Origin of the sequence: Pseudomonas sp. IPO3747 (assembly GCF_013385245.1) — a bacterium.
In the GTDB taxonomy this organism is placed as follows: domain Bacteria; phylum Pseudomonadota; class Gammaproteobacteria; order Pseudomonadales; family Pseudomonadaceae; genus Aquipseudomonas; species Aquipseudomonas edaphica.
In genome coordinates, this window is the sequence record NZ_JACAQL010000025.1 from 42,454 (window position 1) to 67,161 (window position 24,708).

At 60.7% G+C, this 24,708-nt stretch carries 24 protein-coding genes and 1 pseudogene; 9 read left to right on the forward strand and 16 right to left on the reverse strand.

From position 1 onward, the window contains the following. Nucleotides 1-64 precede the first annotated feature (64 nt). A complete protein-coding gene (locus tag HX790_RS25845; RefSeq protein ID WP_176992435.1) occupies nucleotides 65-994 on the reverse strand; it encodes a metal ABC transporter solute-binding protein, Zn/Mn family in 930 nt (309 codons plus the stop codon). Nucleotides 995-1,052: 58 nt separating this feature from the next. Between HX790_RS25845 and HX790_RS25850 the strand changes: the two genes are divergently transcribed. From HX790_RS25850 to HX790_RS25865, 4 genes are read left to right on the forward strand one after another with little or no spacing between them, the layout of a single operon-like run. Next, nucleotides 1,053-1,535 carry a Fur family transcriptional regulator gene (locus HX790_RS25850; protein ID WP_017139098.1) on the forward strand — a complete coding sequence of 161 codons (483 nt, stop codon included), beginning with the start codon at nucleotides 1,053-1,055 and terminating at the stop codon, nucleotides 1,533-1,535. Continuing rightward, nucleotides 1,535-2,320 carry a zinc ABC transporter ATP-binding protein ZnuC gene (gene znuC, locus HX790_RS25855; RefSeq protein ID WP_017139099.1) on the forward strand — a complete coding sequence of 262 codons (786 nt, stop codon included), beginning with the start codon at nucleotides 1,535-1,537 and terminating at the stop codon, nucleotides 2,318-2,320. The genes HX790_RS25850 and znuC overlap by 1 nt, the downstream gene beginning before the upstream one ends. Next, nucleotides 2,313-3,101 (forward strand): zinc ABC transporter permease subunit ZnuB, encoded by a 789-nt coding sequence (gene znuB / locus HX790_RS25860; RefSeq protein ID WP_176992436.1) that lies wholly within the window; start codon nucleotides 2,313-2,315, stop codon nucleotides 3,099-3,101. The genes znuC and znuB overlap by 8 nt, the downstream gene beginning before the upstream one ends. A gap of 37 nt (nucleotides 3,102-3,138) precedes the next feature. Further along, nucleotides 3,139-3,858, forward strand: a complete 720-nt coding sequence (locus HX790_RS25865; RefSeq protein WP_017139101.1) for a PA5502 family lipoprotein — start codon at nucleotides 3,139-3,141, stop codon at nucleotides 3,856-3,858. Nucleotides 3,859-3,959: 101 nt separating this feature from the next. Here HX790_RS25865 and katE read toward each other — a convergent pair whose 3' ends face one another. Continuing rightward, complete coding sequence (katE, locus tag HX790_RS25870; protein WP_017139102.1) at nucleotides 3,960-6,101, reverse strand: catalase HPII; 2,142 nt, start codon at nucleotides 6,099-6,101, stop codon at nucleotides 3,960-3,962. A gap of 265 nt (nucleotides 6,102-6,366) precedes the next feature. Here katE and HX790_RS25875 point away from each other — a divergent pair, with 265 nt between their 5' ends. Genes HX790_RS25875 through HX790_RS25885 form a run of 3 tightly spaced genes read left to right on the forward strand, consistent with a single transcriptional unit; the run spans nucleotide 6,367 to nucleotide 8,872 of the window. Beyond that, nucleotides 6,367-7,374 carry a methionine ABC transporter ATP-binding protein gene (locus HX790_RS25875; RefSeq protein ID WP_017139103.1) on the forward strand — a complete coding sequence of 336 codons (1,008 nt, stop codon included), beginning with the start codon at nucleotides 6,367-6,369 and terminating at the stop codon, nucleotides 7,372-7,374. After that, nucleotides 7,374-8,048, forward strand: a complete 675-nt coding sequence (locus HX790_RS25880; RefSeq protein WP_017139104.1) for a methionine ABC transporter permease — start codon at nucleotides 7,374-7,376, stop codon at nucleotides 8,046-8,048. The genes HX790_RS25875 and HX790_RS25880 overlap by 1 nt, the downstream gene beginning before the upstream one ends. Nucleotides 8,049-8,098: 50 nt before the next feature. Next, nucleotides 8,099-8,872 (forward strand): MetQ/NlpA family ABC transporter substrate-binding protein, encoded by a 774-nt coding sequence (locus HX790_RS25885; RefSeq protein WP_176992437.1) that lies wholly within the window; start codon nucleotides 8,099-8,101, stop codon nucleotides 8,870-8,872. 302 nt (nucleotides 8,873-9,174) lie between these two features. Here HX790_RS25885 and HX790_RS25890 read toward each other — a convergent pair. The 6 genes and pseudogenes from HX790_RS25890 to HX790_RS25915 all read right to left on the reverse strand — a co-directional run. After that, nucleotides 9,175-9,501, reverse strand: a pseudogene (locus tag HX790_RS25890) (Bro-N domain-containing protein); the annotation flags it as partial. 469 nt (nucleotides 9,502-9,970) lie between these two features. Continuing rightward, entirely contained in the window at nucleotides 9,971-10,606 is a 636-nt protein-coding gene (locus tag HX790_RS25895; RefSeq protein ID WP_017137893.1) for an SCO family protein, read from the reverse strand. Next, entirely contained in the window at nucleotides 10,603-11,502 is a 900-nt protein-coding gene (gene cyoE / locus HX790_RS25900) for a heme o synthase (RefSeq protein WP_017137894.1), read from the reverse strand. The genes HX790_RS25895 and cyoE overlap by 4 nt, the downstream gene beginning before the upstream one ends. Then, a complete protein-coding gene (locus HX790_RS25905) occupies nucleotides 11,490-12,569 on the reverse strand; it encodes a heme A synthase (protein ID WP_176992438.1) in 1,080 nt (359 codons plus the stop codon). Before HX790_RS25905 ends, cyoE begins: the two co-directional genes overlap by 13 nt. A 10-nt stretch (nucleotides 12,570-12,579) precedes the next feature. Further along, entirely contained in the window at nucleotides 12,580-13,164 is a 585-nt protein-coding gene (locus HX790_RS25910; protein WP_017137896.1) for a hypothetical protein, read from the reverse strand. Continuing rightward, nucleotides 13,130-13,894: an SURF1 family protein gene (locus tag HX790_RS25915; RefSeq protein ID WP_017137897.1), complete on the reverse strand. Its 765-nt coding sequence runs from the start codon at nucleotides 13,892-13,894 to the stop codon at nucleotides 13,130-13,132. The genes HX790_RS25910 and HX790_RS25915 overlap by 35 nt, the downstream gene beginning before the upstream one ends. Before the next feature lie 43 nt (nucleotides 13,895-13,937). Here HX790_RS25915 and HX790_RS25920 point away from each other — a divergent pair, with 43 nt between their 5' ends. Further along, complete coding sequence (locus tag HX790_RS25920) at nucleotides 13,938-14,141, forward strand: twin transmembrane helix small protein (RefSeq protein ID WP_016969525.1); 204 nt, start codon at nucleotides 13,938-13,940, stop codon at nucleotides 14,139-14,141. 6 nt (nucleotides 14,142-14,147) lie between these two features. Here the strand turns inward: HX790_RS25920 and HX790_RS25925 are convergent, their stop codons facing one another. The 4 genes from HX790_RS25925 to coxB all read right to left on the reverse strand — a co-directional run bounded on the left by HX790_RS25925 (nucleotide 14,148) and on the right by coxB (nucleotide 18,536). Next, nucleotides 14,148-15,035, reverse strand: coding sequence for a cytochrome c oxidase subunit 3 (locus HX790_RS25925; protein ID WP_017137899.1), 888 nt, complete (start codon nucleotides 15,033-15,035; stop codon nucleotides 14,148-14,150). Nucleotides 15,036-15,070: 35 nt separating this feature from the next. Further along, on the reverse strand, nucleotides 15,071-15,622 hold the full coding sequence (locus HX790_RS25930; RefSeq protein ID WP_170040734.1) for a cytochrome c oxidase assembly protein: 552 nt from the start codon (nucleotides 15,620-15,622) through the stop codon (nucleotides 15,071-15,073). A gap of 144 nt (nucleotides 15,623-15,766) precedes the next feature. Continuing rightward, on the reverse strand, nucleotides 15,767-17,350 hold the full coding sequence (ctaD, locus tag HX790_RS25935) for a cytochrome c oxidase subunit I (protein ID WP_017137901.1): 1,584 nt from the start codon (nucleotides 17,348-17,350) through the stop codon (nucleotides 15,767-15,769). 58 nt (nucleotides 17,351-17,408) lie between these two features. Continuing rightward, nucleotides 17,409-18,536: a cytochrome c oxidase subunit II gene (gene coxB / locus HX790_RS25940; protein WP_017137902.1), complete on the reverse strand. Its 1,128-nt coding sequence runs from the start codon at nucleotides 18,534-18,536 to the stop codon at nucleotides 17,409-17,411. 369 nt (nucleotides 18,537-18,905) lie between these two features. Here coxB and HX790_RS25945 point away from each other — a divergent pair, with 369 nt between their 5' ends. Next, nucleotides 18,906-19,553: a hypothetical protein gene (locus HX790_RS25945; protein ID WP_176992439.1), complete on the forward strand. Its 648-nt coding sequence runs from the start codon at nucleotides 18,906-18,908 to the stop codon at nucleotides 19,551-19,553. A 129-nt stretch (nucleotides 19,554-19,682) separates the two neighbouring features. Here the strand turns inward: HX790_RS25945 and HX790_RS25950 are convergent, their stop codons facing one another. The 4 genes from HX790_RS25950 to HX790_RS25965 form a co-directional block, all read right to left on the reverse strand. Continuing rightward, nucleotides 19,683-21,224 carry a SulP family inorganic anion transporter gene (locus tag HX790_RS25950; protein ID WP_017137904.1) on the reverse strand — a complete coding sequence of 514 codons (1,542 nt, stop codon included), beginning with the start codon at nucleotides 21,222-21,224 and terminating at the stop codon, nucleotides 19,683-19,685. Nucleotides 21,225-21,309: 85 nt separating this feature from the next. Further along, nucleotides 21,310-22,041 (reverse strand): carbonic anhydrase, encoded by a 732-nt coding sequence (locus HX790_RS25955; RefSeq protein WP_017137905.1) that lies wholly within the window; start codon nucleotides 22,039-22,041, stop codon nucleotides 21,310-21,312. Nucleotides 22,042-22,268: 227 nt separating this feature from the next. Then, nucleotides 22,269-23,327, reverse strand: a complete 1,059-nt coding sequence (locus HX790_RS25960) for a PA0069 family radical SAM protein (protein WP_176992440.1) — start codon at nucleotides 23,325-23,327, stop codon at nucleotides 22,269-22,271. Nucleotides 23,328-23,408: 81 nt separating this feature from the next. Next, nucleotides 23,409-24,707: a cytochrome c gene (locus tag HX790_RS25965; protein WP_176992441.1), complete on the reverse strand. Its 1,299-nt coding sequence runs from the start codon at nucleotides 24,705-24,707 to the stop codon at nucleotides 23,409-23,411. Nucleotide 24,708: the final 1 nt, after the last annotated feature.

Here is a 24,708-nt window from a genome sequence, read left to right on the forward strand (position 1 = left end):
CATCTATTACTGATCCACCGCATTCGCGAGCAAGCCCGCTCCCACATGGGTTATGTATTTGCAGTTAGAGCGACTCCAGGCACCCGGCCAAGTCATTCCCCAGCTTTTCCAGTACCTGCTCATAACCCTGCGCCGTCGCCGGGGTATAGCCACCCAACGCATCCAGCTCTGCCAACTTCACCGGCAAGCCCGCCACCAAAGTCTCGGCCAAACGCGGACGCAACGGCGGCTCGCTGAACACGCACGTCTTACCCACTTCCTGCAAACGCGTACGCATCGCGGCAACATGCTGAGCGCCCGGCTGCACTTCGGCGGCCACGCTGAACACGCCGGTGTGCTTGAGCCCGTAAGCGTCTTCGAAGTAGTCAAATGCCTCGTGGAATACGAAGTACGGCTTGTCGCCAACGCTGGACAGGCGAGCCTTCAATCGCGCATCCAACGCATCCAGGCGCTCATCGAATGCCTTCACGTTACTTTGATAACGCGCGGCGTTGGCCGGGTCGGCAGTACTCAGGTCAGACGCCATACGCGCTGCAATGACCCGAGCATTGACCGTCGACAACCACAAGTGCGCATCCAGGCTGCCAGGGCGGTGATCGTGGTCGTGTTCGTCGGCATCATCGGCATGCGAGTGGCTATCTTCGGCGAACCGACGCAACTTCATCCCAGGCAAGTCCTGAACGGCCACAGTCGGCAGGCTACGCCCCTTGAGCACGCGTGGCAGGAAGCTCTCCATGTCCGGGCCGATCCAATACAGCAGGTCTACCGACTGCACGCGCCGTACGTCGGATGGGCGCAAGGCATAGTTATGCGGCGATGCGCCAGGCGGCAACAGCACCTCTGGAATCGCCACGCCGTCCTGCACAGCGGCGGCGATCAACTGCAACGGTTTGATGCTGGTCAGCACCTTGACCTCAGCCTGAGCGGCCCCGGTGATGAACAAACTGGTGACAAATACGACAAAAACGGGAAAAAGTCGGGACACGATGACCACTCAATGGCGTAGGAACAGGTAACATAATAACGTCTCTATCAAATGTCTGTCGCCGCTCATGCCTAAAACACCGCTTGCCAGCCGTCCCCACGACCACTCTCACTGCGTACACACCGCGCTGTCGGAGGCCGATACCCTGTGCGCGCAGAAAGGCTTGCGCCTGACTGCCCTGCGTCGTCGGGTGCTGGAGCTGGTGTGGCAAAGTCACAAGCCCCTGGGCGCCTACGACATTCTTGGCGTGCTCAGCGAGCAGGACGGCCGCCGCGCCGCACCGCCGACGGTGTACCGCGCGCTGGACTTCCTGCTGGAAAACGGCCTGGTGCATCGCATCGCATCGCTCAACGCCTTTGTCGGCTGCAGCCACCCGGAACACGCGCACCAGGGCCAATTCCTGATCTGCCGCGAATGCCACGCCGCCATCGAGCTTGAACAAAAAAGCATCAGCGACGCCATCATCAAAAGCTCCGCCGACGTGGGCTTCAAGGTCGAAGGGCAAACGGTCGAAGTGGTCGGGCTCTGCTCCGGTTGCCAGGGGGCTTGATGAGCAACGCGTTAATCCGCCTGGAGCAGGTTGGGGTCACGTTCGCCGGGCAAAACGTACTGGATAACATCGCATTGAGCGTGGAGCCAGGGCAGATCGTGACGCTGATCGGCCCCAATGGCGCCGGCAAGACCACGCTGGTGCGCGCCGTGCTTGGCCTGCTCAAGCCCGACAGCGGCAGCGTGTGGCGCAAGCCCAAGCTGCGCGTCGGTTACATGCCGCAAAAATTACACGTCGATCCAACGCTGCCGCTGTCGGTACTGCGCTTCCTGCGCCTGGTGCCTGGCGTCGACCGCGCACGCGCACAAGCGGCGCTTAAGGAAGTCGGTGCCGAACAGGTTATCGACAGCCCGGTGCAGAGCATCTCCGGCGGCGAGATGCAGCGCGTACTGCTGGCGCGCGCCTTGTTGCGCGAACCCGAGCTACTGGTACTTGATGAACCCGTGCAAGGCGTGGATGTTGCCGGCCAGGCCGAGCTGTACAGCCTGATCACCCGCCTGCGTGACCGCCATGGCTGCGGCGTGCTGATGGTCTCCCACGACTTGCACCTGGTGATGAGCACCACGGATCAAGTGGTGTGCCTCAACCGCCACGTATGCTGCTCCGGCCACCCGGAACAGGTGAGCGGCGACCCGGCATTCGTCGAGCTGTTCGGCAAAAACGCGCAGAGCCTGGCGATCTATCACCACCATCACGATCACGCCCATGATTTGCATGGCGCTGTGGTCGACGATCCCGCTACGCCTCAACCCCACGTTCATGGAGATAGCTGCAAGCATGGCTGATTTTCTGCTCTACGCCCTGCTGGCAGGCTTGGCTTTGGCACTGGTGGCGGGCCCACTGGGCTCGTTCGTGGTCTGGCGGCGCATGGCCTACTTTGGCGACACGTTGTCGCATGCCGCGCTGCTGGGCGTGGCCATGGGCTTTCTGCTGGATGTGAGCCCGACCATCGCCGTCACTGTGGGCTGCCTATTACTGGCAGTGCTGCTGGTAACCCTGCAACAGCGCCAGCCGCTGGCCTCGGACACGCTGCTGGGCATTCTGGCGCCAAGCACGCTGTCGCTGGGCCTGGTGGTGCTGAGCTTCATGCATGAAGTACGCATCGACCTGATGGCCTACCTGTTCGGCGATTTGCTGGCGATCAGCCCCACTGACCTTGCCTGGATCCTCGGTGGCAGCGCCGCTGTGCTGGTGCTGCTGGTGGCCTTGTGGCGCCCGTTGCTGGCAATTACCGTGCACGAAGAGCTGGCCACCGTCGAAGGTTTGCCCGTACCGGCGCTGCGCATGACCCTGATGCTGTTGATCGCCGTGGTGATTGCTGTCGCAATGAAGATTGTCGGCGTATTGTTGATCACGTCGCTGCTGATCATTCCCGCAGCCGCCGCCCAGCGCCATGCCCGCTCACCGGAGCAGATGGCGGTCGGCGCCAGCCTGCTGGGCATGCTCGCCGTGTGCGGGGGCCTGGCGCTGTCCTGGTTCAAGGACACGCCGGCCGGGCCGTCGATTGTGGTCACGGCCGCCGCCCTGTTTCTGCTGAGTTTTGTCCTGCCCCGTCGAGGGGTGTAGACTTGCTCGCTTTTTGCGCAAATAGAGAGTCGCAGGAATGAAGCCGTTCAACTCCCGTTATCTGCTCCTTGCCGCATTTTCCCTGCTGCTGGGCGCCTGCCAAAGCACACCGCCCGCCGCCCCCGAGGCGCAGGACCCGCGTGCTGCGGCCATCGCGCAGCTGGAGCAAAACCTGGCCAGCAGTGAACTGGCCACCGCCGAAGACGAGCTGGCCGCATTACAGGCCCAGTCGCCCAACGACCCAGCCCTGGAAACCTACCAGCGCCAATTGGCCGAAGCCTACTTGCAACGCAGCCAGATCGTATTGCAAAAAGGTGATGTAAATGCCGCCGCTACGGCGTTAAGCCGCGCACGCGCCTTGATGCCCAAGGCTCCGGCGCTTACTGGCGGCGTCAACAGCGCCATCAGCCACGCCCGCAAAGCCGAGCTGGATAAAGCCGAAGCCGCCTTGAAAGCTGCCGAGGCCAAGCCACCCGCCAAGGTCATCGACCCGGCGGCTCAAAGCACCACGGTTGCGTTGAACCTCACCGATATTGAAGAACTTCGCCATCAGTTGGATGCGATCGCCACCGATGTGGTGAATTACCAGTGCGACGTGACCATTCAGGCGCCGCGCACCCAGGATTACCCATGGCTGGCCACACTGCTGACCAAACGGGTGAAGCGCATTGATTCGGCGTATGACCTGAAGATTCACCGGCAGATTGTGAAACACATCCCGGCGCAGGTTGTGTTGATTCCGCGCAAAACCGAGTAAAGCCATCGCAGGCAAGCCAGCTCCCACCTTTTGAACTGTGAATACAGTCAAATGTGGGATCTGGCTTGCCTGCGATAGCGGTCTAACAAACAACCCACTTCTTAAGCCGGAATCGCCTTGGCCTTAGGCTCCCGCGCCCACACCCGATGCTGCGCAATCGCCGCAAAGAATGCCTTGAACGCCTTGGCATCCGCTCCCACGATCAACCCCGCATCCGCCTCCAGCTTAAGCTGCTCCAGCAACGGCTTGGCATCACTGGCAAGCGCAATCGCCTTCAGATGCTTGTACGCCTCCAACAGGAAGTGCAACGCCACGCCGTCGCCACTCAAGGCCTTGATCGACTCTTTACCGCCCGGCACGAACACCGCATCAAACGCCACCGACGGCATGCCTTCCATCGACGCATCCACCGGCAGGCTCTTGCCATCCGCAGTCTTCACCGGTGCCGACGTCGGCCCCAGCACCTTGGCGTGCGCACCTTCGGCGGCCAGCGCTTTCTTCAACGCCGCAATCGCTGCGCCATCCACACCGTTAGCCGCAAGAATTGCGACTTTGCGTGTTTTGATGTCGCCCGACAGCAGGTTCACCTGGCTCAACGCCGGCGACTCTTTCAGCGACGTCTTGCGCGGCGGTACCGTGCCTTTGGTCGGCGCCGGCAGGCCGAGGTTCTGCGCAACGCGCTTGGCCAACTCCAGGTCGATATTGGCCAGAATCTCGTTGACCTGACGCGCGCGGATAAACTCACGCTCCACCTTGCCCAACTCGAAGCTGTAGGCCGCGATGATGTGCTCTTTCTCGTGGTGGCTCATGCTGTGGAAAAACAGCGTGGCTTGCGAGAAGTGGTCACCAAACGACTCACTGCGCTCACGTACCTTGTTGGCGTCGACGCGCTCGTAATAAGTCTCGAACCCGCCATCCTGAGCCGCCGCTGGCGTTTCTTTGGGCCAACCGCCATCAATCGAGTTCGGCTCGTAGGACGCACGGCCCTTATCGATCACGGTGCGGTGCTGGGCATCACGCTGGCCGTTATGGAAAGGCGTGACCGGCCGGTTGATCGGCAGCTCATGAAAATTCGGGCCACCGAGTCGGCTGATCTGCGTATCGGTGTAGGAAAACAGACGGCCTTGCAGCAGCGGGTCGTTGGTGAAGTCGATACCCGGCACGATATGGCCCGGGCAAAAGGCGACCTGCTCGACCTCGGCAAAGAAGTTGTCCGGGTTGCGGTTAAGCACCATTTTGCCTAGCGGCGTAATCGGCACCAGCTCTTCGGGAATGATCTTGGTCGGGTCAAGCAGGTCGAAGTCGAACTTGTGTTCGTCCTCTTCGGCAACGATTTGCACGCCCAACTCCCACTCAGGGTAGTCGCCGCCCTCGATCGCTTCCCACAGGTCGCGACGGTGGTGGTCGGTGTCTTTACCGGCAAGCTTTTGCGCTTCGTCCCACACCAGCGAGCAGGTGCCGACTTTCGGGTGCCAATGGAATTTCACAAAGCTGGACTTGCCTTCGGTATTGATCAACCGGAAGGTGTGAATACCAAAACCCTGCATGGAACGCAGGCTTTTTGGAATGGCACGGTCAGACATGGCCCACAGCACCATATGCGCCGATTCCGGCTGCAGCGAGACGAAATCCCAGAACGTATCGTGGGCCGAGCCGCCGGTAGGAATTTCGTTATGGGGCTCAGGTTTTACCGCATGCACAAAGTCCGGAAACTTGATCGCATCCTGGATGAAGAAGATCGGCATGTTGTTGCCCACCAGGTCGAAGTTGCCTTCGTCGGTGAAGAACTTCACGGCAAAGCCGCGTACGTCACGCACGGTATCGCCCGAACCACGCGGGCCTTGCACGGTGGAGAAGCGCACGAACACCGGGGTTTTATGCTCCGGGTTACGCAGGAACCCGGCCTTGCTCAGCGCAGAATGGTTCTTATAGGTCTGGAAATAACCATGGGCGCCAGTGCCACGGGCATGCACGATGCGCTCCGGGATACGCTCATGGTCAAAGTGCGTGATTTTTTCACGCATGATGAAGTCTTCCAGCAGCGAGGGGCCACGGGCGCCGACTTTGAGGGTGTTCTGGTTATCGGAAATCTTTACGCCTTGGTTGGTGCGCAGCGCCTGGCCGGTCGCATCGGAGCGAAACTCTTCCAGGGCCTGCAGCTTGGCGTTGGTGTTGCCACGGTCCAGGGTATCGGTGCCCGCAAGCTCACTCTTAGGCGGGGTAGCTGGCTTCTTGGTACTCATCAGTCAAAACTCCTTATTCAAAGTGGCCAGAGCGGTCCCCGGCTCGTTTGAGCAAACCCCCAGGCACGGCACCTGGGAAATTGAGTTGCTTAAGTAGTGACTGATGGGGTTTTGGGCCGTTCCTTTTTTATGACCTTTGATCGCGTTATTGCCAAATCGCTGGTTGAATGCGAAATAAATGCTAAGAAACGCTATACGGACAGGCTAAAATGCGCGCCCGGCTAACCGCTGATCCCTTTTCAATGCGCCCCACAAGGTTCGCTACGTGATCGAGTTTCATAACGTCCATAAAACCTACCGCGTCGCCGGTAAGGAAATCCCCGCCCTGCACCCCACCAGCCTGCGCGTCGAAAACGGCCAGGTGTTCGGCCTGATTGGCCACTCCGGTGCGGGCAAAAGTACCCTGCTGCGCCTGATCAATCGCCTGGAACAACCCAGCGGCGGTCAGATCAACGTCGACGGTGAGGAAGTCACCGCCCTGGACGCCAACGGCCTGCGCCGTTTTCGCCAGCAAGTGGGGATGATCTTCCAGCACTTCAACCTGCTGGCGTCCAAGACCGTTGCCGACAACGTGGCATTGCCGCTGACCCTGGCCGGCGAATTGTCGCGTAAAGACATCGACCTGCGCGTGGCTGAACTGCTCGCCCGCGTGGGCCTGTCGGACCATGCCAAGAAGTACCCGGCGCAGTTGTCCGGCGGCCAGAAGCAGCGCGTCGGCATCGCCCGCGCCCTGGCGACCAAGCCAAAAATTCTGCTGTGCGACGAAGCCACCAGCGCCCTCGACCCGCAGACCACCGCCTCGGTGCTCAAATTGTTGGCCGAGATCAACCGCGAGTTGAAGCTGACCATCGTGCTGATCACCCATGAAATGGACGTGATCCGCCGCGTGTGCGACCAGGTCGCCGTGATGGACGCCGGCGTGATCGTCGAGCAAGGCTCGGTGGCCGAGGTGTTCCTGCACCCCAAGCACCCGACCACCAAGCGCTTTGTGCAAGAAGCCGAGCAAGTCGATGAAGGCGAGCAGCGTGATGTGTTTGCCCATGTACCGGGCCGCATCGTGCGCCTGACGTTCCAGGGCGAAGCGACCTACGCGCCATTGCTGGGGACCGTCGCCCGCGAAACGGGAGTGGACTACAGCATCCTTGCCGGTCGCATCGACCACATCAAAGATACCCCCTACGGGCAACTGACCCTGGCCATCACCGGCGGTGACATGGAAGCGGCCTTCGCCCGCTTTACCGCAGCCGATGTGCATATGGAGGTCCTGCGTTAATGGACGTGTTACTGCATTACTTCGACAAAGTTGACTGGGCCGACATCTGGGTTGCCACCGGCGACACCATGCTGATGCTCAGCACCTCGCTGGTGTTCACCGTACTGGTTGGCTTGCCGCTGGGCGTTCTGCTGTTTCTGTTCAGCCCACGTCAGTTGCTCGAGCAGAAAGCCACCTATGGCGTGCTGGCATTTATCGTCAACGCCATACGCTCTCTGCCGTTTATCATTCTGCTGATTGTGATGATCCCTACGACGATCTTTATCACCGGCACTTCGCTCGGTGTGGCCGGCGCGATTCCACCTTTGGTGGTGGGCGCTTCGACGTTCTTCGCGCGCCTGGTGGAAACCGCATTGCGCGAGGTGGATCGCGGCATCATCGAGGCGACTCAAGCCATGGGCGCCACCACTCGGCAGATCATCACCAAGGCACTGCTGCCAGAGGCTAAACCCGGCATCATTGCGGCCATCACCGTCACCGCTATTGCTCTGGTGGGTTACACCGCCATGGCAGGCGTCGTGGGTGCTGGCGGGCTGGGCGACCTGGCGATCCGCTATGGTTACCAACGTTTCCAGGACGACGTGATGGTCGTCACCGTCGTGATGTTGATTGTGCTGGTACAGATTCTGCAAACCATCGGCGATAAGCTGGTGACACACTACTCTCGAAAATAACCGCCATTGCCGGCCCCCGCCGGCACATGCCCGAACAAGGAGCTTGTTGGATGAAAAAACTACTGGTTGCTTTCGCCGCCGTTGCCGCGTTTTCTGCCCATGCTGCCGAGACTATTACAGTCGCTGCATCGCCGGTGCCCCACGCGGAAATCCTCGAATTCGTGAAGCCTGCACTCGCCAAAGAAGGCGTTAATTTGCAGGTCAAAGTCTTCACCGACTACGTGCAGCCGAACGTACAGGTGGCTGAAAAACGCCTGGACGCCAACTTCTTCCAGCACCAGCCGTACCTGGATGAGTTCAACAAAACCAAGGGCACTCACCTGGTAAGCGTTGCCGCGGTACACCTGGAGCCACTGGGCGCCTACTCCAGCAAGTACAAAAAGCTGGAAGACCTGCCAAGCGGCTCCAACGTCGTGATCCCTAACGACGCCACCAACGGCGGTCGCGCCCTGCTGCTGCTGGCCAAGCACAACCTGATCACCCTGAAGGACCCGACCAACATCCTGTCGACCATCAAGGACATCAGCGGCAACCCAAAAAACCTGAAATTCCGCGAACTGGAAGCCGCCACCCTACCGCGCGTGCTGACCCAGGTCGACCTGGCGCTGATCAACACCAACTACGCCCTGGAAGCCAAGCTGGATCCATCCAAGGATGCGCTGGTGATCGAAGGCAACGACTCGCCTTACGTGAACATCCTGGTGACCCGCGACGACAACAAGGATTCGGACGCGGTGAAGAAGCTGGTTGCAGCCCTGCACACGCCAGAAGTGAAAGCGTTCATTCTTGAGAAGTACAAAGGCGCGATTCTGCCGGCGTTCTGATCCAGAGCTACACCGTAAACCTAATGTGGGAGCTGGCTTGCCCGCGATAGCAGAGTGTCAGTCACTGAAGATGTTGACTGGCCTGCCGCTATCGCAGGCAAGCCAGCTCCCACATTTGTTTTGTGTTGTGATCGTTCCCACGCTCCGCGTGGGAATGCAGCCCGGGACGCTCTGCGTCCCGCTGTTGAGGCCGCGACGCAGAGCGTCACAGGAGGCATTCCCACGCAGAGCGTGGGAACGATCATTTGCGCTGGAGCAAAACCGGCAACTCTGCCACCAGCTTTGCGTGGCTTTTGCTGTCAGCGCAGGGCTGGCACCACCTCATGGGTCAACCATTGGCGCAGGCACCGATTCTCCGGGTAGTAGTGGTAGATAAGCAGCGCGTAGACGCCAGACTCACTGACCATCAACGTCGGCGCACAGTGGCCATGAGTGATCAGCGCCAGGGTGTGTTGTTGGTCGGGATCGAGCTTGCGCAGTAGCGCAGGGTTCAGGTGCAGGCCCATCAGGTGGCCGATGTCGCAGGCGCTGAACCATGGCTGGTTGTCTATCAACACAGCGTGCAGCTGGTGATGGTGGCGGGTGAAGACTTTGGGTGTGATCGGTGGATCAGGGGTAAGTGATTGCATTGGGACAACTCCGGGTATGAACAGGAGCTTCCAACAGCCTTCCTACGGGCATGGGTGGCAGCCATACGCGGGGTAGGAACCGAGTACCCAGGGATCTCAGCCACGTCGAAACGTGCCCGCGCATAGCCGCCGCGACTGATAGTACGGGCACAAAAAAAACGCCGCAATCAGACGGTGGCGCTATGACGCCAAGGGTACATAAAAGGGTTCCTACGCCCTGTCACTGAATTTGCAGCGACAGGCCAAAGACTAGCCACCCCAAGACCGTCCAACAAGTTCACGCACAGCGCGACAACACGTGGGAAATCTCCGACGACACCCTGTTCAAACCTTGCACAAAACCACTGTGGGAGCTGGCTTGCCTGCGATGGCGGTGGGTCAGCAACTGAGATGCAAGCAGGCCCACCGCTATCGCAGGCAAGCCAGCTCCCACAGGTTATTTGTGTTGTTGGTTAGCTTGGTGATTGGCCTACTTGCGCTGTAGCAAACCCGGCAACTGCGCCACCAGCTTTTGATTATTCAACGGCGCACGAATAAACCCACGCTGCGTGCCGTCCGGGCCGATCAGCGCCAGGTTGCCGCTGTGGTCCACGGTGTAGTTGGGTTTGCTGGTATCGGCCGGAATAAACGGAATGCTCACCGCATTCGAGACCTTCTGCACATCCGCTACATTCGCGCCGGTCAGGCCTTCGAATTGCGGGTCGAAGTAGCCCAGGTACTGCTTGAGCTGGGTCGGCGTGTCGCGGTTCGGGTCAACGCTGACCAGGATCACCTGCAACTTATCCACCGCCTCTTTAGGCAGCTCGCTCTTGATCTGGCGCAGTTGCGCGAGGGTGGTCGGGCAGATGTCGGGGCAGAAGGTGTAACCGAAGAACAGCAGGCTCCATTTGCCTTTCAACTCGTTGACCACCACCGGCTGGCCGTCCTGATTGGTCATGGTCACCGGCGGCAGCTGGCGGCTTTGCGGCAGCAGGATAATGCCGGCGTCGATCAGCGCGGTAGGGTCGCCCTGGCCTTTGCCGCTGAGCACTTTGTTAACGGTCAGGCCCATGATCAACGCGACGATGGCCACCAGGATGAAGACGGTTTTTTGAGTTCGAGTCATAGGTTCAACAATAGGTAGTGGTCGACGAGCAGCGCGATAAACAGCAGCAGCAAGTACCAGATAGAGTACTTGAACGTGTTGATCGCCGCGTGCGGCTTGCTGCCACGGTACAGCACCCAGGCCCATTGCAGAAAGCGCCCGCCCAATACCAGCGCACACGCCAGGTACAGCAGGCCGCTCATATGGATCACATAGGGCATGAAGCTCACCGCCAGCAGGGCGAAGGTGTAGAGCAGGATATGCACCTTGGTGTAGTGCTCGCCGTGGGTGACCGGCAGCATCGGGATATCGGCCTTGGCGTATTCCTCTTTGCGGTGAATGGCCAGGGCCCAGAAGTGCGGCGGGGTCCAGGCGAAGATGATCAGCACCAGCAGCAGCGGCTCGGCGCTGACATGCCCGGTAACCGCGACCCAGCCGAGCAGCGGCGGCGCCGCACCGGCCAGGCCGCCGATCACGATATTTTGTGGCGTGGCACGCTTGAGAAAACCGGTGTAGATCACCGCGTAACCCAGCAATGAGGCCAACGTGAGCCAGGCCGCCAACGGGTTGGTGAAAGCCAGCAACAAGGCCAAACCTGCAACTGCCAGAAACAATGCAAACGCCAATGCCGCCACGGGCGACACGCGCCCTTCTGCCAACGGCCGTTTATGCGTGCGCGCCATCACCGCATCGATGCGCCGATCCACCACATGGTTGACCGCCGCCGCACCTCCGGCGCACAGGGCAATGCCCAAATTGCCGAACACCAGCACCGTCCATGGCACCCCGGCGCGGGTCGCGAGGAACATGCCCACCAAGGACGTGATGAGCATCAGCACCACCACTTTCGGCTTGGTCAGCTCCAGGTAATCCCGCCAGATCGCCCGATCGTGACGCGCGCCGATCAAGGTCGCCATGGCATCTCTCCTTTAAGGGTGATGAGGCCCGATACGTGTTTGCGCGGGATAAAACGCCAGCCAAACGGCAACTGATTGCGCACCCGGACGAGGCTGGTACGGGCGTGGTAGTTAACCAGCACCAGCGTCAGCAATAACCCCGCCCCACCGGCGTTGTGCCCGACCGCCACCGGCAGCGGCAAGCCGAACGCCACATTGCTCACGCCCAGGCAGATTTGCGCCGCCAGGGCGATCAGCAGCAGGCCTGCCAGCCGCGTCATGCCCACGGCGCGCAATTGCCAGGCCAGCCCCAGCAGCACCAGCGTCACCAGCACAGCACCGATGCGATGGGTCAGGTGGATGGCCGTGCGCGCCTCACTGTCGAGCTGGCCGCCGAGGTAATTGGGGCCGATATGCTGGGTGAGGTGAAACCCGTTGGCAAAGTCCGCCGCCGGCCACCACTCGCCATGACACGTCGGCAGGTCGACACAGGCCACCGCCGCGTAGTTTGAACTGACCCAACCGCCCAGCGCGATCTGCCCGATCACCAGCACCAGGCCCGCCGTGGCCCAATACTGCAGGCGCTTGGGCACGATCAAAGCGGGCAACACGCCGGACAGTCGCAAGATGAGCAGAAACAGCAGGCTCAAGGTTGCAAAGCCGCCAAGCAAATGCCCCGTGACCACTTGCGGCCACAACTTCAGCGTCACCGTCCACATACCGAACGCCGCCTGGGCAAACACCACCGCCAACACAAACAGCAGCAGTTTCACTGGCTGCCCCGGATCACGCCGATGGCTCCACGAGCGCGCCGCCAGCAGCACGATCAGCAAGCCCAAGGTGCCGGCGAAGTAGCGATGGGTCATCTCGGCCCAGCCCTTGTCGGCTTCTACCGGCGTATCGGGAAAATGCAGCTCGGCATGCGCCAGCTGGGCTTCGCTTTGCGGCACGCTGATAAACCCGTAGCAGCCCGGCCAGTCCGGGCAGCCGAGGCCAGCGTGGGTCAGGCGCGTGTAGGCGCCGAGCAGCACGACCAGCAGCGCCAGCAAGGTGGCAAACAACGCGAGGCGAAATCCAGGTTTGGCCATGACGATGCCCTTATCCGATGTTCGACAGTTTCAGCAGCAAGCGCAGGTCGTTGAGCAAGTCCTTGCCCTTGACCTTGGCGTCGTAGCGCAGCACCAGGTTGCCGTGCGGGTCGACGATCCACAGTTGCGCCTCACCCGGCGCAGCCGCGTTTTTACTGAAGGTGGTCAGGTCCAGCGGGTAGCGCTGCAGTTGTGGGTATTCGGCCTTGAGCTTGGCGTCGTAATCCGTGCTCACCGGCTGCGCGCTGGCCAGGGCATGGCTGGCGCGGGAGGCATCGCGGCCCAGGCTGATTTGCAGCTGGCGCGCCAGGTACACCAGTTGCTGGCACTCAGCGGCGCAGGCGGTGGGCGCGGTAACCAACAGTTGCCAGCGATCTTCATCGGCCTGCACGCCGATGTCGGCGCGGGTCTGGCCGTTGCCGATCATCTCGCCGTGGTAACTGCGGCTGTCGGGCACCCAGAACTGCAACTTGTACATAAAGGTGGCCAGCGCCATCGGGCCGATCACCATCATCAGGATCAAAATAAGCTGCCAGCGGCCTTTGCGCCGGTCGGGTGCCTCAGACGTGCTGGGTGGATTCATGGCCGCTCCCATGGGGTTTCTCCTTTTTGTTATGCCATCCGAGGTAGAGGTAAAGCGCCAGCAACGCCAGTGCCATGGCGAACCACTGCACGGCGTAGCCCAAGTGTTTTTCCGGGCCCATGGCAACCACCGGCCAGGTAGTGTCGTAGGTGCCGGGGCCAGGTTCGGCGCGCAACTCATAGGCGAAACCGCTGCGGCCCAACTCCGCCCAGAGCGCGGCGGGATGCAACGCAGTCAGCAAGCGCGGCCATTGCGTGGTGGCGGGGTCGGCGTGCAGTTGGAAGGTTTCGCCGGGCGCGATGTACACCCAGGCATCCAGATTCAGAGGTTGTTCAGGCGTGGTGAACACGGGCGGCGTGCGCCGGTCCGGCCACGGCAACCAGCCGCGATTGAGTAGCAGCCATTCGCCGCTGGCCTGGTCGTGAAAGGGCTGCAGGAGTTCAACACCGGCCTTGCCGTCGCGCATGCGGTTGTCGAGCAGCACGCTGTGCTCAGCATCGAACTGGCCGCGCAGGCGCACCCGGCGAAAGGCCGGGTCAGCCATGCCCTCGAGCTGCACACTGCTGACCGGCTCAGCCACACGCCGTTCGGCATAGCTGTCCACCAACAGCTGTTTTTCATGCCCGCGAGCCAGTTGCCAGAACCCCAGGCCCACCATCAGCGGCAGCAATACCAGCACCACCAGCGTGGGAGCGAGCCCTGGGCGAAAGTCTTTTATGGCGCTGGCTATACTTGTTTTCATTGCCCGCCTTTTCATTGCCCGCCCATCCGAATGGAACCTGACCATGCTCAAAGCAGCCATTGCCCTGATGCTGATCGCGACTGTCGTGAGCCTGTTCAGTGGCTTGTTCTTTCTGGTCAAGGACGAGGGCAACTCCAACCGCCTCGTCACTGCCTTGACCGTGCGTGTTGTACTGGCCGCGATTACCGTAGGCTTGATCGCCTGGGGCTTTTTCAGCGGCCAGTTGGTCTCTCATGCACCGTGGTAAAACGCCTCACAGCACATAAACGAAGAAAAACAGGCCGATCCACACCACATCCACAAAGTGCCAGTACCAACTGGCCGCCTCAAAACCGAACTGGTGCTCGGCGTTGAAGTGCCCCTTGAGGATGCGCATCAGCATCACGAACAGAATGATGGTGCCGATGGTCACGTGGGCGCCGTGAAAGCCGGTGAGCATGAAGAACGTCGCGCCGTACACGCCCGAGCCAAGGGTCAGGCCCAGCTCTTTGTAAGCGTGCATGTATTCCTCGGCCTGAAAGCCCAAAAAGGCCCAACCCAGCAGCACCGTCAGCGCCAGCCAGATTTTCAGCGCGCCGCGATGGCCCTTGCGCAACGCATGGTGGGCAATGGTGATGGTCACGCTGGAGCTGACCAGCAAGATCGTATTGACCAGCGGCAAGCCCCACGGGCTGATGGTGCCTTCGGGCGGCGGGTACATTTTCGGGTCAGGGTTGTTGAGCAACGGCCAGGCAAATTCGAAGTTCGGCCACAGCATGTGTGCGACGCCCTTGGAGCCTTCACCTGCCAGCCACGGCGCGGACATATGCCGCACATAAAACAGTGCGCCGAAGAACGCGATAAAGAACATCACCTCGGAAAAGATGAACCAGGTCATGCCCCAGCGGAACGAGCGGTCCATCTGCGGGCTGTACAAACCGGCGCGGCTTTCCTTGATCACCGCGCCGAACCAGCCGAACAGCATGTAGGCCAGCAACAGCCCGCCGACGAAAAAGATCCACGGGCCGTGGGATTCCGGGCGCGCCGCCTTGAGGTCGTTGAACCACACGGCCAGGCCGTACACCGTGATCAACATGCCAAACGTAGCAATTATTGGCCATTTGCTTTGCGCTGGTACGTAGTACGTATCATGAGACGACATGTATTCGCTCTCCTGATTGAGGGGGCAAACAGTAGCTAACCGCCGGTATGGACGGCCACCGGCGGTTGACGCGCAGTGATGTCAAACAGCGTGTATGCCAGAGTCAAATGCTTCACATCCTTGGGCATGGCGCGATCGACGATAAAGCGCACGGGCATTTCTATGCGCTGACCTGGCTGCAGCACTTGCTGGGTGAAGCAAAAACATTCGGTCTTGTGGAAATACATCGCCGCTTCGGCCGGGGAAATACTCGGCACGGCCTGGGCGGTCATGGGTTTATCTGTGGGGTTGAAGGCCACGAACAGCATCTCGGTGACAGCGCCAGGGTTGACAACGACCTCATCGGCCTTGGAGTGGAATTCCCAGACCATGTCGATGGCATTGGTGGACATGAATTGCACGCGCACTTGGCGCGTGGGGTCCACCACCTGCTCGCCTTCGTACTGCCCGGCGGTCTTGCCGTTGATGCCGAACGCCTTGCACATCACGTCGTAGATCGGCACCAAGGCAAAGCCGAAGGCGAACATGGCCACTACCAGGATCAGCAGGCGAGTGACCAGGCGCTTGATGGGGACGGATTCAAGCATGGCGCTCACCCGCTTCTGGTTTTTCTGTGGGAGCTGGCTTGCCTGCGATGAGGCCCTGGCAGGCAATACATTCTGTGCCTGACACACCGCTATCGCAGGCAAGCCAGCTCCCACAGGAGACCGAGTCGACCTGCATCAAGGCGTTCACTTGACCTCCGGCGGCGTCGTAAACGTGTGATACGGCGCAGGCGAGGGGATGCTCCATTCCAGGCCTTCGGCGCCATCCCACGGCTTGGCCGGCGCCGGCGGGCCGCCACGGATGCACTTGATCACGATAAACAGGAAGAAGATCTGCGTGGCGCCAAACATGAACGCGCCAATCGAGGAGACCATGTTGAAGTCGGCGAACTGCAGGTTGTAGTCCGGCACCCGGCGCGGCATGCCCGCCAGGCCGACAAAGTGCATCGGGAAGAACGCCATGTTCATGCCCACAAAGGACAGCCAGAAGTGCAGCTTGCCCAGGGTTTCGTCGTACATGTGGCCGGTCCATTTCGGCAGCCAGTAGTAGGCCGAGGCGAAGATGCCGAAGATCGCCCCGGGCACCAATACGTAATGGAAGTGCGCCACCACAAAGTAGGTGTCGTGGTACTGGAAGTCCGCCGGGGCAATTGCCAGCATCAGCCCGGAGAAACCGCCAATGGTGAACAGAATCACAAAAGCCACGGCAAACAACATCGGTGTCTCGAAAGTCAGCGAGCCTTGCCACATGGTGCTCACCCAGTTGAACACCTTCACGCCCGTGGGCACCGCGATCAGCAGCGTGGCGTACATGAAGAACAGCTCGCCCACCAGCGGAATACCCACCACGAACATGTGGTGCGCCCACACGATAAACGACAGAAACGCGATGCTCGCCGTGGCGTAGACCATCGAGGTGTAGCCGAACAGCGGCTTGCGCGAGAAGGTCGGGATGATCGAGCTGACGGCGCCAAACGCCGGCAGGATCATGATGTACACCTCGGGGTGGCCGAAGAACCAGAACACATGCTGGAACAGCACCGGGTCACCGCCACCGGCCGCACTGAAAAAGCTGGTGCCGAAGTGGATGTCCATCAACATCATGGTCACGCAACCGGCCAGCACCGGCATCACCGCGATCAGCAGGAAGGCGGTAATCAGCCAGGTCCATACGAACAGCGGCATTTTCATCAAGGTCATGCCAGGCGCGCGCAGGTTGAGAATGGTGGCGACCACGTTGATCGCGCCCATGATCGAGCTGATGCCCATCAGGTGAATGGCAAAGATGAAGAACGTCACGCTTTCCGGCGCGTAGGTGGTGGAGAGTGGGGCGTAGAAGGTCCAGCCGAAATTCGGCCCGCCGCCCGGCGTGAACAGCGTCGAGACCAGCAGCAGGAACGCTGCCGGCAGCAGCCAGAAACTGAAGTTGTTCATGCGCGGCAAGGCCATGTCCGGCGCGCCGATCATCAGCGGGATCATCCAGTTGGCCAGGCCGACAAACGCCGGCATCACCGCGCCAAACACCATGATCAGGCCGTGCATGGTGGTCATCTGGTTGAAGAACGCCGGCTGCACGATTTGCAGGCCTGGCTGGAACAACTCGGCGCGGATCACCATGGCGAACGAACCGCCGAGCAGAAACATGGTGAAGGCGAACCACAGGTACATGGTGCCGATGTCTTTGTGGTTGGTGGTCAGCACCCAGCGCATCAAGCCTTTGGCGGGGCCGTGGGCATGGTCGGCATGACCATGGTCGATCACAGTGCTCATGGCCGTTCTCCTGCAAAGGAATGGGCTGTGCGGTTCAGGGCATACGCAGTTGAGGCCGTCATTTGCTTTCCGCCTGTTTCAGAGCCAGCACGTCTTTGGGCGTGACCATGTCGCCTTTGTTGTTGCCCCAGGCGTTGCGCTCGTAGGTGACCACGGCGGCGATATCGACTTCCGACAGCTGTTTGCCGAACGCCGCCATGGCGGTGCCGGGTTTGCCGAAGTACACGCGGTGCAGGTGGTCTTCTTTGGCGCCGGTGGCAATTGGCGAGCCTTTGAGCGCCGGGAACATCGGCGGCAAGCCCTGGCCTTCGGCCTGGTGACAGGCCACGCAGGTGGTGTGGTAAACCTTGTCGCCACGGGCCACCAGCTCGTCCAGCGTCCACTCTTTGGACGTCAGCTCCTTGAGCTTGGCGGCCTCTGCCTTGCGCTCGCCCAGCCAGGTGTCGTAGTCGGCCTTGGATTTGACCTCGACCACAATCGGCATGAAGCCGTGATCCTTACCGCACAGCTCGGCGCACTGGCCACGGTAGATGCCGGGCTTCTCGACCCGGGTCCAGGCCTCGTTGACGAAGCCGGGGATCGCATCGCGCTTGACCGCAAAGGCCGGCACCCACCAGGAGTGGATCACGTCGGCGGCCGTCACCAGAAAGCGCACCTTGGCGCCCACCGGCAGCACCAGCGGCTGGTCGACTTCGAGCAAGTAGTGCTCGCCCTTGGTGGCCTGGTTATGGATCTGCTCGGCGGGCGTGGCCAGGTTGCTGAAGAACTCCACGTCCTGGCCCAGGTATTTGTAGTGCCACTTCCACTGATAGCCGGTGACCTGGATATCGATATCCGACTCACTGCTGTCGTAGATATTGATCAGGGTTTTGGTCGCCGGAATGGCCATGGCCACCAGGATCAGCAAGGGCACTACGGTCCAGAGAATTTCCACGGTGGTGCTCTCGTGGAACTTGGCCGCCACCTGGCCCGTAGACCGGCGGTGCAGGATCATCGACCAGAACATCGCGCCAAACACGACGATGCCGATCACCACACAGATCCAGAAAATGGTCATGTGCAGGTCAAACACGGCGTGACTGACTTCAGTAGCCCCTGGCGCCATATTCGTTGTCCAGGCGGCGTGCGCCTGGCCGAATACTGACCACAATAGTAGGCCCATCCAAACGTGTGGATGTCGCGTCATTGCGGGTTCCCCTTTATGTTTCTTGTTATCCCGCCGGTTTGCACCTGCGGCGAAGGGAGCGGCTTCCATACTGCTTACAACCGCCAAGCCTTGCCTGCGTCATGCAGTTGGGCGTCATCAGCTAATTGCGTACAAATCCGAGTATAGACAGCCGGGGCGACCCCGCAATGTGTAGGGGCAAATGAGCAAAAACAGACGGGCGGACCCAATAAAACCGGGCGCGCAAACGTTTATCCGACGAACGATGGCATTTCGATATAACGCACACGCATAACCATGAAATAATTATGACAAATGCGTCTTAGGCGCTCGTATAAACGAGCTACCTTATCCTCTCCCTTTTCCTACGCCTGTTTCACTGGAGCCTTCATGAACACCGCCGCATTGCGCGAGCAGATTTTCCGTGCCCATCAACACGAAGCCACTACGGGCCAGCTTGCCCAGCAACTGGAAAAACAATTGCCGCACCTGCATTCGGCCATCTCCCTGGCTGACGGTGATCGCAACATTGTCATGACCCGCTTTGTCACCGCCTACATCGAACTGGTTCCGGACTTGCTCGAAGCCGCCAACGATGTGGCCCGCGAAGCCGGTATCGAAAGCCAGATCAAACCGGTGTTGAAAATCGCCGAGCATTTCTTCCTGCAGCCGCCTGCGATCCTGGCCGGCCATGAAGGCCTGGACGGCTTGCTGGATGAGGCCTACCTGGCTCACCGCTTGGTTGAAGAGGTCAACGACCTGTATATCAAGCATTTCGGCCAGCCATTGATTCCGGCGGATACCACTGTGGCTAACTTGATTGCCCATCAACTGATTGGTGAAACATTTGCCAATCAGTTGGATGAAGCCGTGCACTTGGCGGTAGATGAAATGCTCAACGAGGAGAGCTTTGCGCTGGAGTCGGTCGAGGCGTATCGCGAACAGCTCAAAAGCCCGGCAACGGAAGCGGCGTGGAAGCGCTGGCCGTGCCTGTCGCGGCAACTGGGCGTTGAGTTATCGCTGGATCAGCCAGCCTGATTTTCCGAGTGAACATAGAACCACTGTGGGAGCCGGGCTTGCCCGCGATGGCGGAGTGTCAGTCAGCACATTAGCTGGCTGATCCACCGCCATCGCGGGCAAGCCCGGCTCCCACAATTTTTGTGGTGTTCAGGCAGGCGCCGAACCTATCCCCACCGTCGTCCGCACTCGGCCTTCGAGCCTGCGCTTCAACCCCCGCGCCTCGATCACCAGCGTCGAGCCCTTGGCCGCATTGGCCCGGCCCCATTCTTCCAGCAACTCCAGACACGAATGGTCGATGTAGCTCAGGTTGCTCAGCGGCACATGCAAGGTGGTCCCCGCAGGCACCGTCGACAGCACCTGAGTCAGCGCCGGCACTTTCAGGAAGGTCGCGGCACCGGTCAATCGCAGCTCCATCTCACCGTCCTGGGGCAAATCGATCAGGCTGACTTTCAATCGCGAAGCTTTAAACGCGAGCTTCAGCAACGTGAGCCCGAAGCCCACCAACACGCCGGTCAACAGGTCGGTGAAGATGATTGCCAGCGCCGTGGCGGCGTAGGTAAACATCGGCATCCGACCATAGCGGCCCAGCGCGCGAAAGGCTTTGACGTCCACCAGCTTGATCCCGGTGTACACCAGCACGCCCGCCAAACTCGCCACCGGAATGCTTTGCAGCACGCTCGACAGCAGCAACACAAAGCCCAGCAGCCACACACCATGGAACATCGCCGACAGACGCGTAGTAGCACCGGCCTGCACGTTGGCCGAGCTGCGCACGATCACGCCGGTCATCGGCAAGGCGCCAACCAAACCACAGAGCATGTTGCCCACGCCTTGAGCTGACAATTCCTTGTCGAAATCGGAGCGCTGGCCGCTGTGCATCCGATCGACCGCTGCCGCAGAAAGCAGGGTTTCGGCGCTGGCAATAAACGCGACGGCGAAGGCGGCGATCAGCAGTTGCGGATCGGCCAGGTTCAGCAGGTCGCTGGGGCGGAGCCAGTCGATGGCGTCGGCGAGGTTTTCCGGCACCTCCACGCGCTTGACCTGCAACGCCAGCACCAGGCTGGTCACCGTCGCCAGGCCCACACCCAACAACGCGCCCGGTACGAAGCGCAATGTTTGCGGCCGGAATTTATCCCAGCAGTACATCACCAGCATGGTCGACAGGCCCAGCAAACCAGCCTGCCAACCAAGACCGCCGCCCAGCGTCGGGATCGCTTCGGCCATGGCCGCCGGGAAGCCCGCCAGGTTATCCAACCCCGAAGGTTTAGGCGCGCCGTCGAGCATCACATGCACCTGCGACAGCACAATCAATACGCCGATACCCGCCAGCATGCCGTACACCACCGCCGGAGCCGTGACCCGGAACCAGCAGCCCAGGCGCAAACGCCCGGCCACCAGTTGCAGGAAACCCGCCAGCAACAGAATCGGCCCGAGCATCATCATCCCGTGCTGGCGCACCAACTCGAACACCAACACCGCCAGCCCCGCCGCCGGGCCACTGACCTGCAGTGGCGAACCCGCCAGCCAACCCACTACCAGGCCACCGATTATCCCGGTGATCAGCCCCTTGGCCGGCGGCATGCCGGACGCAATCGCGATGCCCATGCACAAGGGCAGGGCGACCAGAAACACAACCACCGAGGCCAGCAGCTCCCGTGGCAATACAGCTTTCAATTGAGCAGCACGCATGATGGCTCTCCCGAGGGATTCGCCGGGCGCGGTAAAGCCTGGCTGCGTCCATGGCAGCCACCGCTTGACCCGGCAGGGAAGTGTTTTAGAAGCGCGCTCTAGGCGTCGCGCAAGGAATCGGCTCGGTACCGTTCAGCGGTCTGAATGCCGCCTGGTCCGCATCGTAAGCGCGGATTTCGCTGGTCTCGATGTTGTAGATCCAACCATGGATGAACAAATGACCATTGGCCATGCGCGAAGCCACGGAAGGGTGGGTACGCAAATGCTGCAATTGGGCGATGACGTTTTCTTCGGTCAGCACCTTCATGCTCTCGCCTTCGTTGGCGCAGTCGCAATTGTCTTCGACCATGGACTTGGCGACTTCGGCGTGACGCAACCAGGCCCGTACCGTCGGCATCTTTTCCAGGCTGTCGGGGTTGAGTACCGCGCGCATGGCGCCGCAATCGGAGTGCCCGCACACGATGATGTGCTGTACGCCCAGGGCGAGTACCGCGTACTCGATGGCGGTGGAAACCCCGCCGTTCATCTGGCCGTAGGGCGGCACCACGTTGCCGACGTTACGCGTCACGAACAAATCGCCGGGGGAACTTTGGGTGATCAGCTCGGGGACGATGCGCGAATCGGCGCACGTAATAAACATCGCCCGTGGGCTCTGGGCCGTGGCGAGTTTCTTGAAGAGTTCTTCCTGCTGCGGGAAGACGTCGTGATGGAAATGCAAAAAGCCGTCAACGATGTGCTTTAACGCTGCATCGGCAGACTCCGCCACCTGAGTGGCTGAAGCCGACGCAGCCAACGGCTGTTTATCCTTGTCACTCATGATTCATCCTCTTTATTAATGCAGGGGAGTGTTCAGGTCAGTTCGACGTCTGGCTATCGGAAAAGTTGAAAAACTAAACAAACCAAGGCGTCGACTCACCAGTCACTCGCTGAACAAGGTAACCGGCGAAACTTAACTCAAACTGAATGAACCGCTCTAGAACGAGGGTTTCAGTGATATCAAAACGCGACTATTTCCACAGCAATGGCGCCTTCGTTCTGTTCAGTTTACAACAATGCCATCTGCCTGCCCGGCGGGCAAAACGCCGTGCAATCCAGATTAAACCCTTCCCGTCGATTCAGCCCCAGCCGCTTGATCGCTTTGTTGAAACGCTGCGCCAACAAATCAGCAAACGGCCCCTCGCCACGCATGCGCACACCGAAGCGGCTGTCGTACACCTCACCACCGCGCACCTGGCGCACCAGGCTCATCACATGGGCCGCGCGCTGCGGGTAATGCGCCGCCAGCCACTCCTCGAACAGTGGCGCCACTTCCAAGGGCAAGCGCAACATCATGTAGGCGGCGCTCTGCGCACCGGCAGCGTGGGCCTCGGTCAGCAGGCTTTCCAGCTCGCTGTCGTTGATCATCGGGATCATTGGCGAGCACAGCACGCCCACCGGGATACCCGCCTCGCGCATCACCCGAATCGCCCGTAACCGCGCCTTGGGCGCCGCCGTGCGCGGCTCCAGGATACGCTTGAGTTCGTCGTCCAGGCTGGTGAGGCTGATCATTACCGCCACCAGCCGCTGACGCGCCAACTCGGTGAGCAGGTCGAGGTCGCGCAAGATCAGCGAACCCTTGGTGATGATGGTTACCGGGTGCCGATAGCGCAGCAGCACTTCGAGGGTTTGCCGGGTGATTGTGTAGTCGCGTTCGATAGGCTGGTACGGGTCGGTATTGGAGCCCAGGTTGATCGGTGCGCAGACATAACCTGGCTTCGACAGCTGTTGCTCCAGCACGTCGGCGGCGTTGGTCTTGGCAATCAGTTTGGTTTCGAAATCCAGCCCTGGCGACATGTCCCAATAGGCGTGGCTGGGCCGCGCATAGCAGTAGATGCAGCCATGCTCGCAGCCGCGATAGGGGTTGATGGAGCGGTCGAACGGCAAATCCGGCGAGTTGTTGCGGGTGATGATGCTCTTGGCCGTTTCGATACGCACTTCGGTGCCCTGGGTCGGCGGCACTTCCTGGAACCAGCCGTCGTCTTCGGCCACGCTGACGGTCGGCGCAAAGCGGTTGTGCAGGTTAGTGGCCGTGCCCCGGCCACTGGGCGGCAGCGCAGTAGTCATGAAAACGCCTCGATACTGTTTTTATATACAGTATCGAGGCGCGAGGTTTCTGACCAGTGCCGTTTGGCGGCCAGGGCAGGATCAGTGCTTTTGCGTTACCTGCCCCAAATCGTCACCCGATGTGGTGCGCATATCGCTCTTGCGCAGATCTGCCACGTCACTGGCTTTGACTGGCGCGCCTTTATTGCCCCAGCTGCCACGGACGAAACTGACCACATCCGCGACTTCCTGGTCCGACAGACGCCACGCGAACGCCGGCATGGTGAAAGTCGACGGCGCCGTGTGGGTGGCTGGCAAGGTGCCGCCGTTCAACACGATGTTGATCAACGAGGTGGCGTCCGCCGTTTGCAACACCGGGTTACCTGCCAGCGCCGGGAACACCCGCGTGTAACCATGGCCGTCGGTACGGTGGCACGCCGCGCAGTTGTCGATATACACCGACGCGCCCGGCTTGCTGTCGTCACCTTTCCACAGCGCCTCGGCCACCTGCTTGTCGTACTGATGCGGCTGGTCTTCAGGATCCACCGCCGGCAGGCTCTTGAGGTAGCGGGCGATCGCGGTGAGGTCGTCCTGGGACATGTACTGCATGCTGTGTACGACCACATCACTCATGCCACCAAACACTGCGCTGCGGTCACTGCGGCCAGTCTTGAGGAATTGCACCAGTTGCTCCTCGCTCCAACTGCCAAGGCCGTCCTTGTGGTCGCCGCGCAGGCTTTTCGCGATCCAGCCTTCCAGCGGCGCACTGCCAGACAGGAACGCGTTGCCGTCAGTCGCGCTGAGGGCTTTTTCCTGCATGGTCAGGGCACGCGGTGTATGGCAGGCGCCGCAGTGGCCGAGGCCTTCAACCAGATAGGCACCGCGAGCGACCACCGGATCGGTGGCGGCTTGCGCCTGATGCGCCTCGACCGCCGGCGCGAACATCCAGCGCCACGCCGCCAACGGCCAACGCATGCTCAAGGGCCAGGGAATATCGCTGTCCTTGTTCTCCTGGGCGACGGGCTCCACGCCCTTCATGAAATACGCATACAACGCCTGCATGTCACTGTCGCTGACACGCGCGTAGGACGGATACGGCATCGCCGGGTAAAGCGTACTACCGTTCTTGGCGACGCCATGGCGCACGGCCTTGTCGAAGTCTTCGAAGCTGTAGTCGCCCAGGCCGGTTTTGTCCGGGGTGATGTTGGTGGAATAGATCACGCCGATCGGGGTTTCCATCGGCAGCCCACCGGCGAAGGGTTTGCCACCCTTGGCGGTGTGGCAGGCCACGCAGTCACCGGCACGGGCCAGGTATTCGCCCTGCTTGATCAAATCGGTTTCGGCAGCGCTCACCGAGCAGCTGCTGAACAGGGCAAAACTGGCGATAACAAGTGCTTTCATG

Coding starts and splice junctions, on each gene's coding strand:
- HX790_RS25905 (WP_176992438.1), bottom strand. CDS start 12,569: ATGGCCAAACCTGGATTTCGCCTCGCGTTGTTTGCCACCTTGCTGGCG.
- HX790_RS25865 (WP_017139101.1), top strand. CDS start 3,139: ATGAAGCCGTTCAACTCCCGTTATCTGCTCCTTGCCGCATTTTCCCTG.
- HX790_RS25880 (WP_017139104.1), top strand. CDS start 7,374: ATGGACGTGTTACTGCATTACTTCGACAAAGTTGACTGGGCCGACATC.
- cyoE (WP_017137894.1), bottom strand. CDS start 11,502: ATGGCGACCTTGATCGGCGCGCGTCACGATCGGGCGATCTGGCGGGAT.
- coxB (WP_017137902.1), bottom strand. CDS start 18,536: ATGACGCGACATCCACACGTTTGGATGGGCCTACTATTGTGGTCAGTA.
- HX790_RS25885 (WP_176992437.1), top strand. CDS start 8,099: ATGAAAAAACTACTGGTTGCTTTCGCCGCCGTTGCCGCGTTTTCTGCC.
- HX790_RS25920 (WP_016969525.1), top strand. CDS start 13,938: ATGCTCAAAGCAGCCATTGCCCTGATGCTGATCGCGACTGTCGTGAGC.
- HX790_RS25965 (WP_176992441.1), bottom strand. CDS start 24,707: ATGAAAGCACTTGTTATCGCCAGTTTTGCCCTGTTCAGCAGCTGCTCG.
- HX790_RS25930 (WP_170040734.1), bottom strand. CDS start 15,622: ATGCTTGAATCCGTCCCCATCAAGCGCCTGGTCACTCGCCTGCTGATC.
- HX790_RS25895 (WP_017137893.1), bottom strand. CDS start 10,606: ATGACTCGAACTCAAAAAACCGTCTTCATCCTGGTGGCCATCGTCGCG.
- HX790_RS25915 (WP_017137897.1), bottom strand. CDS start 13,894: ATGAAAACAAGTATAGCCAGCGCCATAAAAGACTTTCGCCCAGGGCTC.
- HX790_RS25910 (WP_017137896.1), bottom strand. CDS start 13,164: ATGGGAGCGGCCATGAATCCACCCAGCACGTCTGAGGCACCCGACCGG.
- katE (WP_017139102.1), bottom strand. CDS start 6,101: ATGAGTACCAAGAAGCCAGCTACCCCGCCTAAGAGTGAGCTTGCGGGC.
- HX790_RS25925 (WP_017137899.1), bottom strand. CDS start 15,035: ATGTCGTCTCATGATACGTACTACGTACCAGCGCAAAGCAAATGGCCA.
- HX790_RS25850 (WP_017139098.1), top strand. CDS start 1,053: ATGCCTAAAACACCGCTTGCCAGCCGTCCCCACGACCACTCTCACTGC.
- HX790_RS25955 (WP_017137905.1), bottom strand. CDS start 22,041: ATGAGTGACAAGGATAAACAGCCGTTGGCTGCGTCGGCTTCAGCCACT.
- HX790_RS25950 (WP_017137904.1), bottom strand. CDS start 21,224: ATGCGTGCTGCTCAATTGAAAGCTGTATTGCCACGGGAGCTGCTGGCC.
- znuC (WP_017139099.1), top strand. CDS start 1,535: ATGAGCAACGCGTTAATCCGCCTGGAGCAGGTTGGGGTCACGTTCGCC.
- HX790_RS25945 (WP_176992439.1), top strand. CDS start 18,906: ATGAACACCGCCGCATTGCGCGAGCAGATTTTCCGTGCCCATCAACAC.
- znuB (WP_176992436.1), top strand. CDS start 2,313: ATGGCTGATTTTCTGCTCTACGCCCTGCTGGCAGGCTTGGCTTTGGCA.
- ctaD (WP_017137901.1), bottom strand. CDS start 17,350: ATGAGCACTGTGATCGACCATGGTCATGCCGACCATGCCCACGGCCCC.
- HX790_RS25960 (WP_176992440.1), bottom strand. CDS start 23,327: ATGACTACTGCGCTGCCGCCCAGTGGCCGGGGCACGGCCACTAACCTG.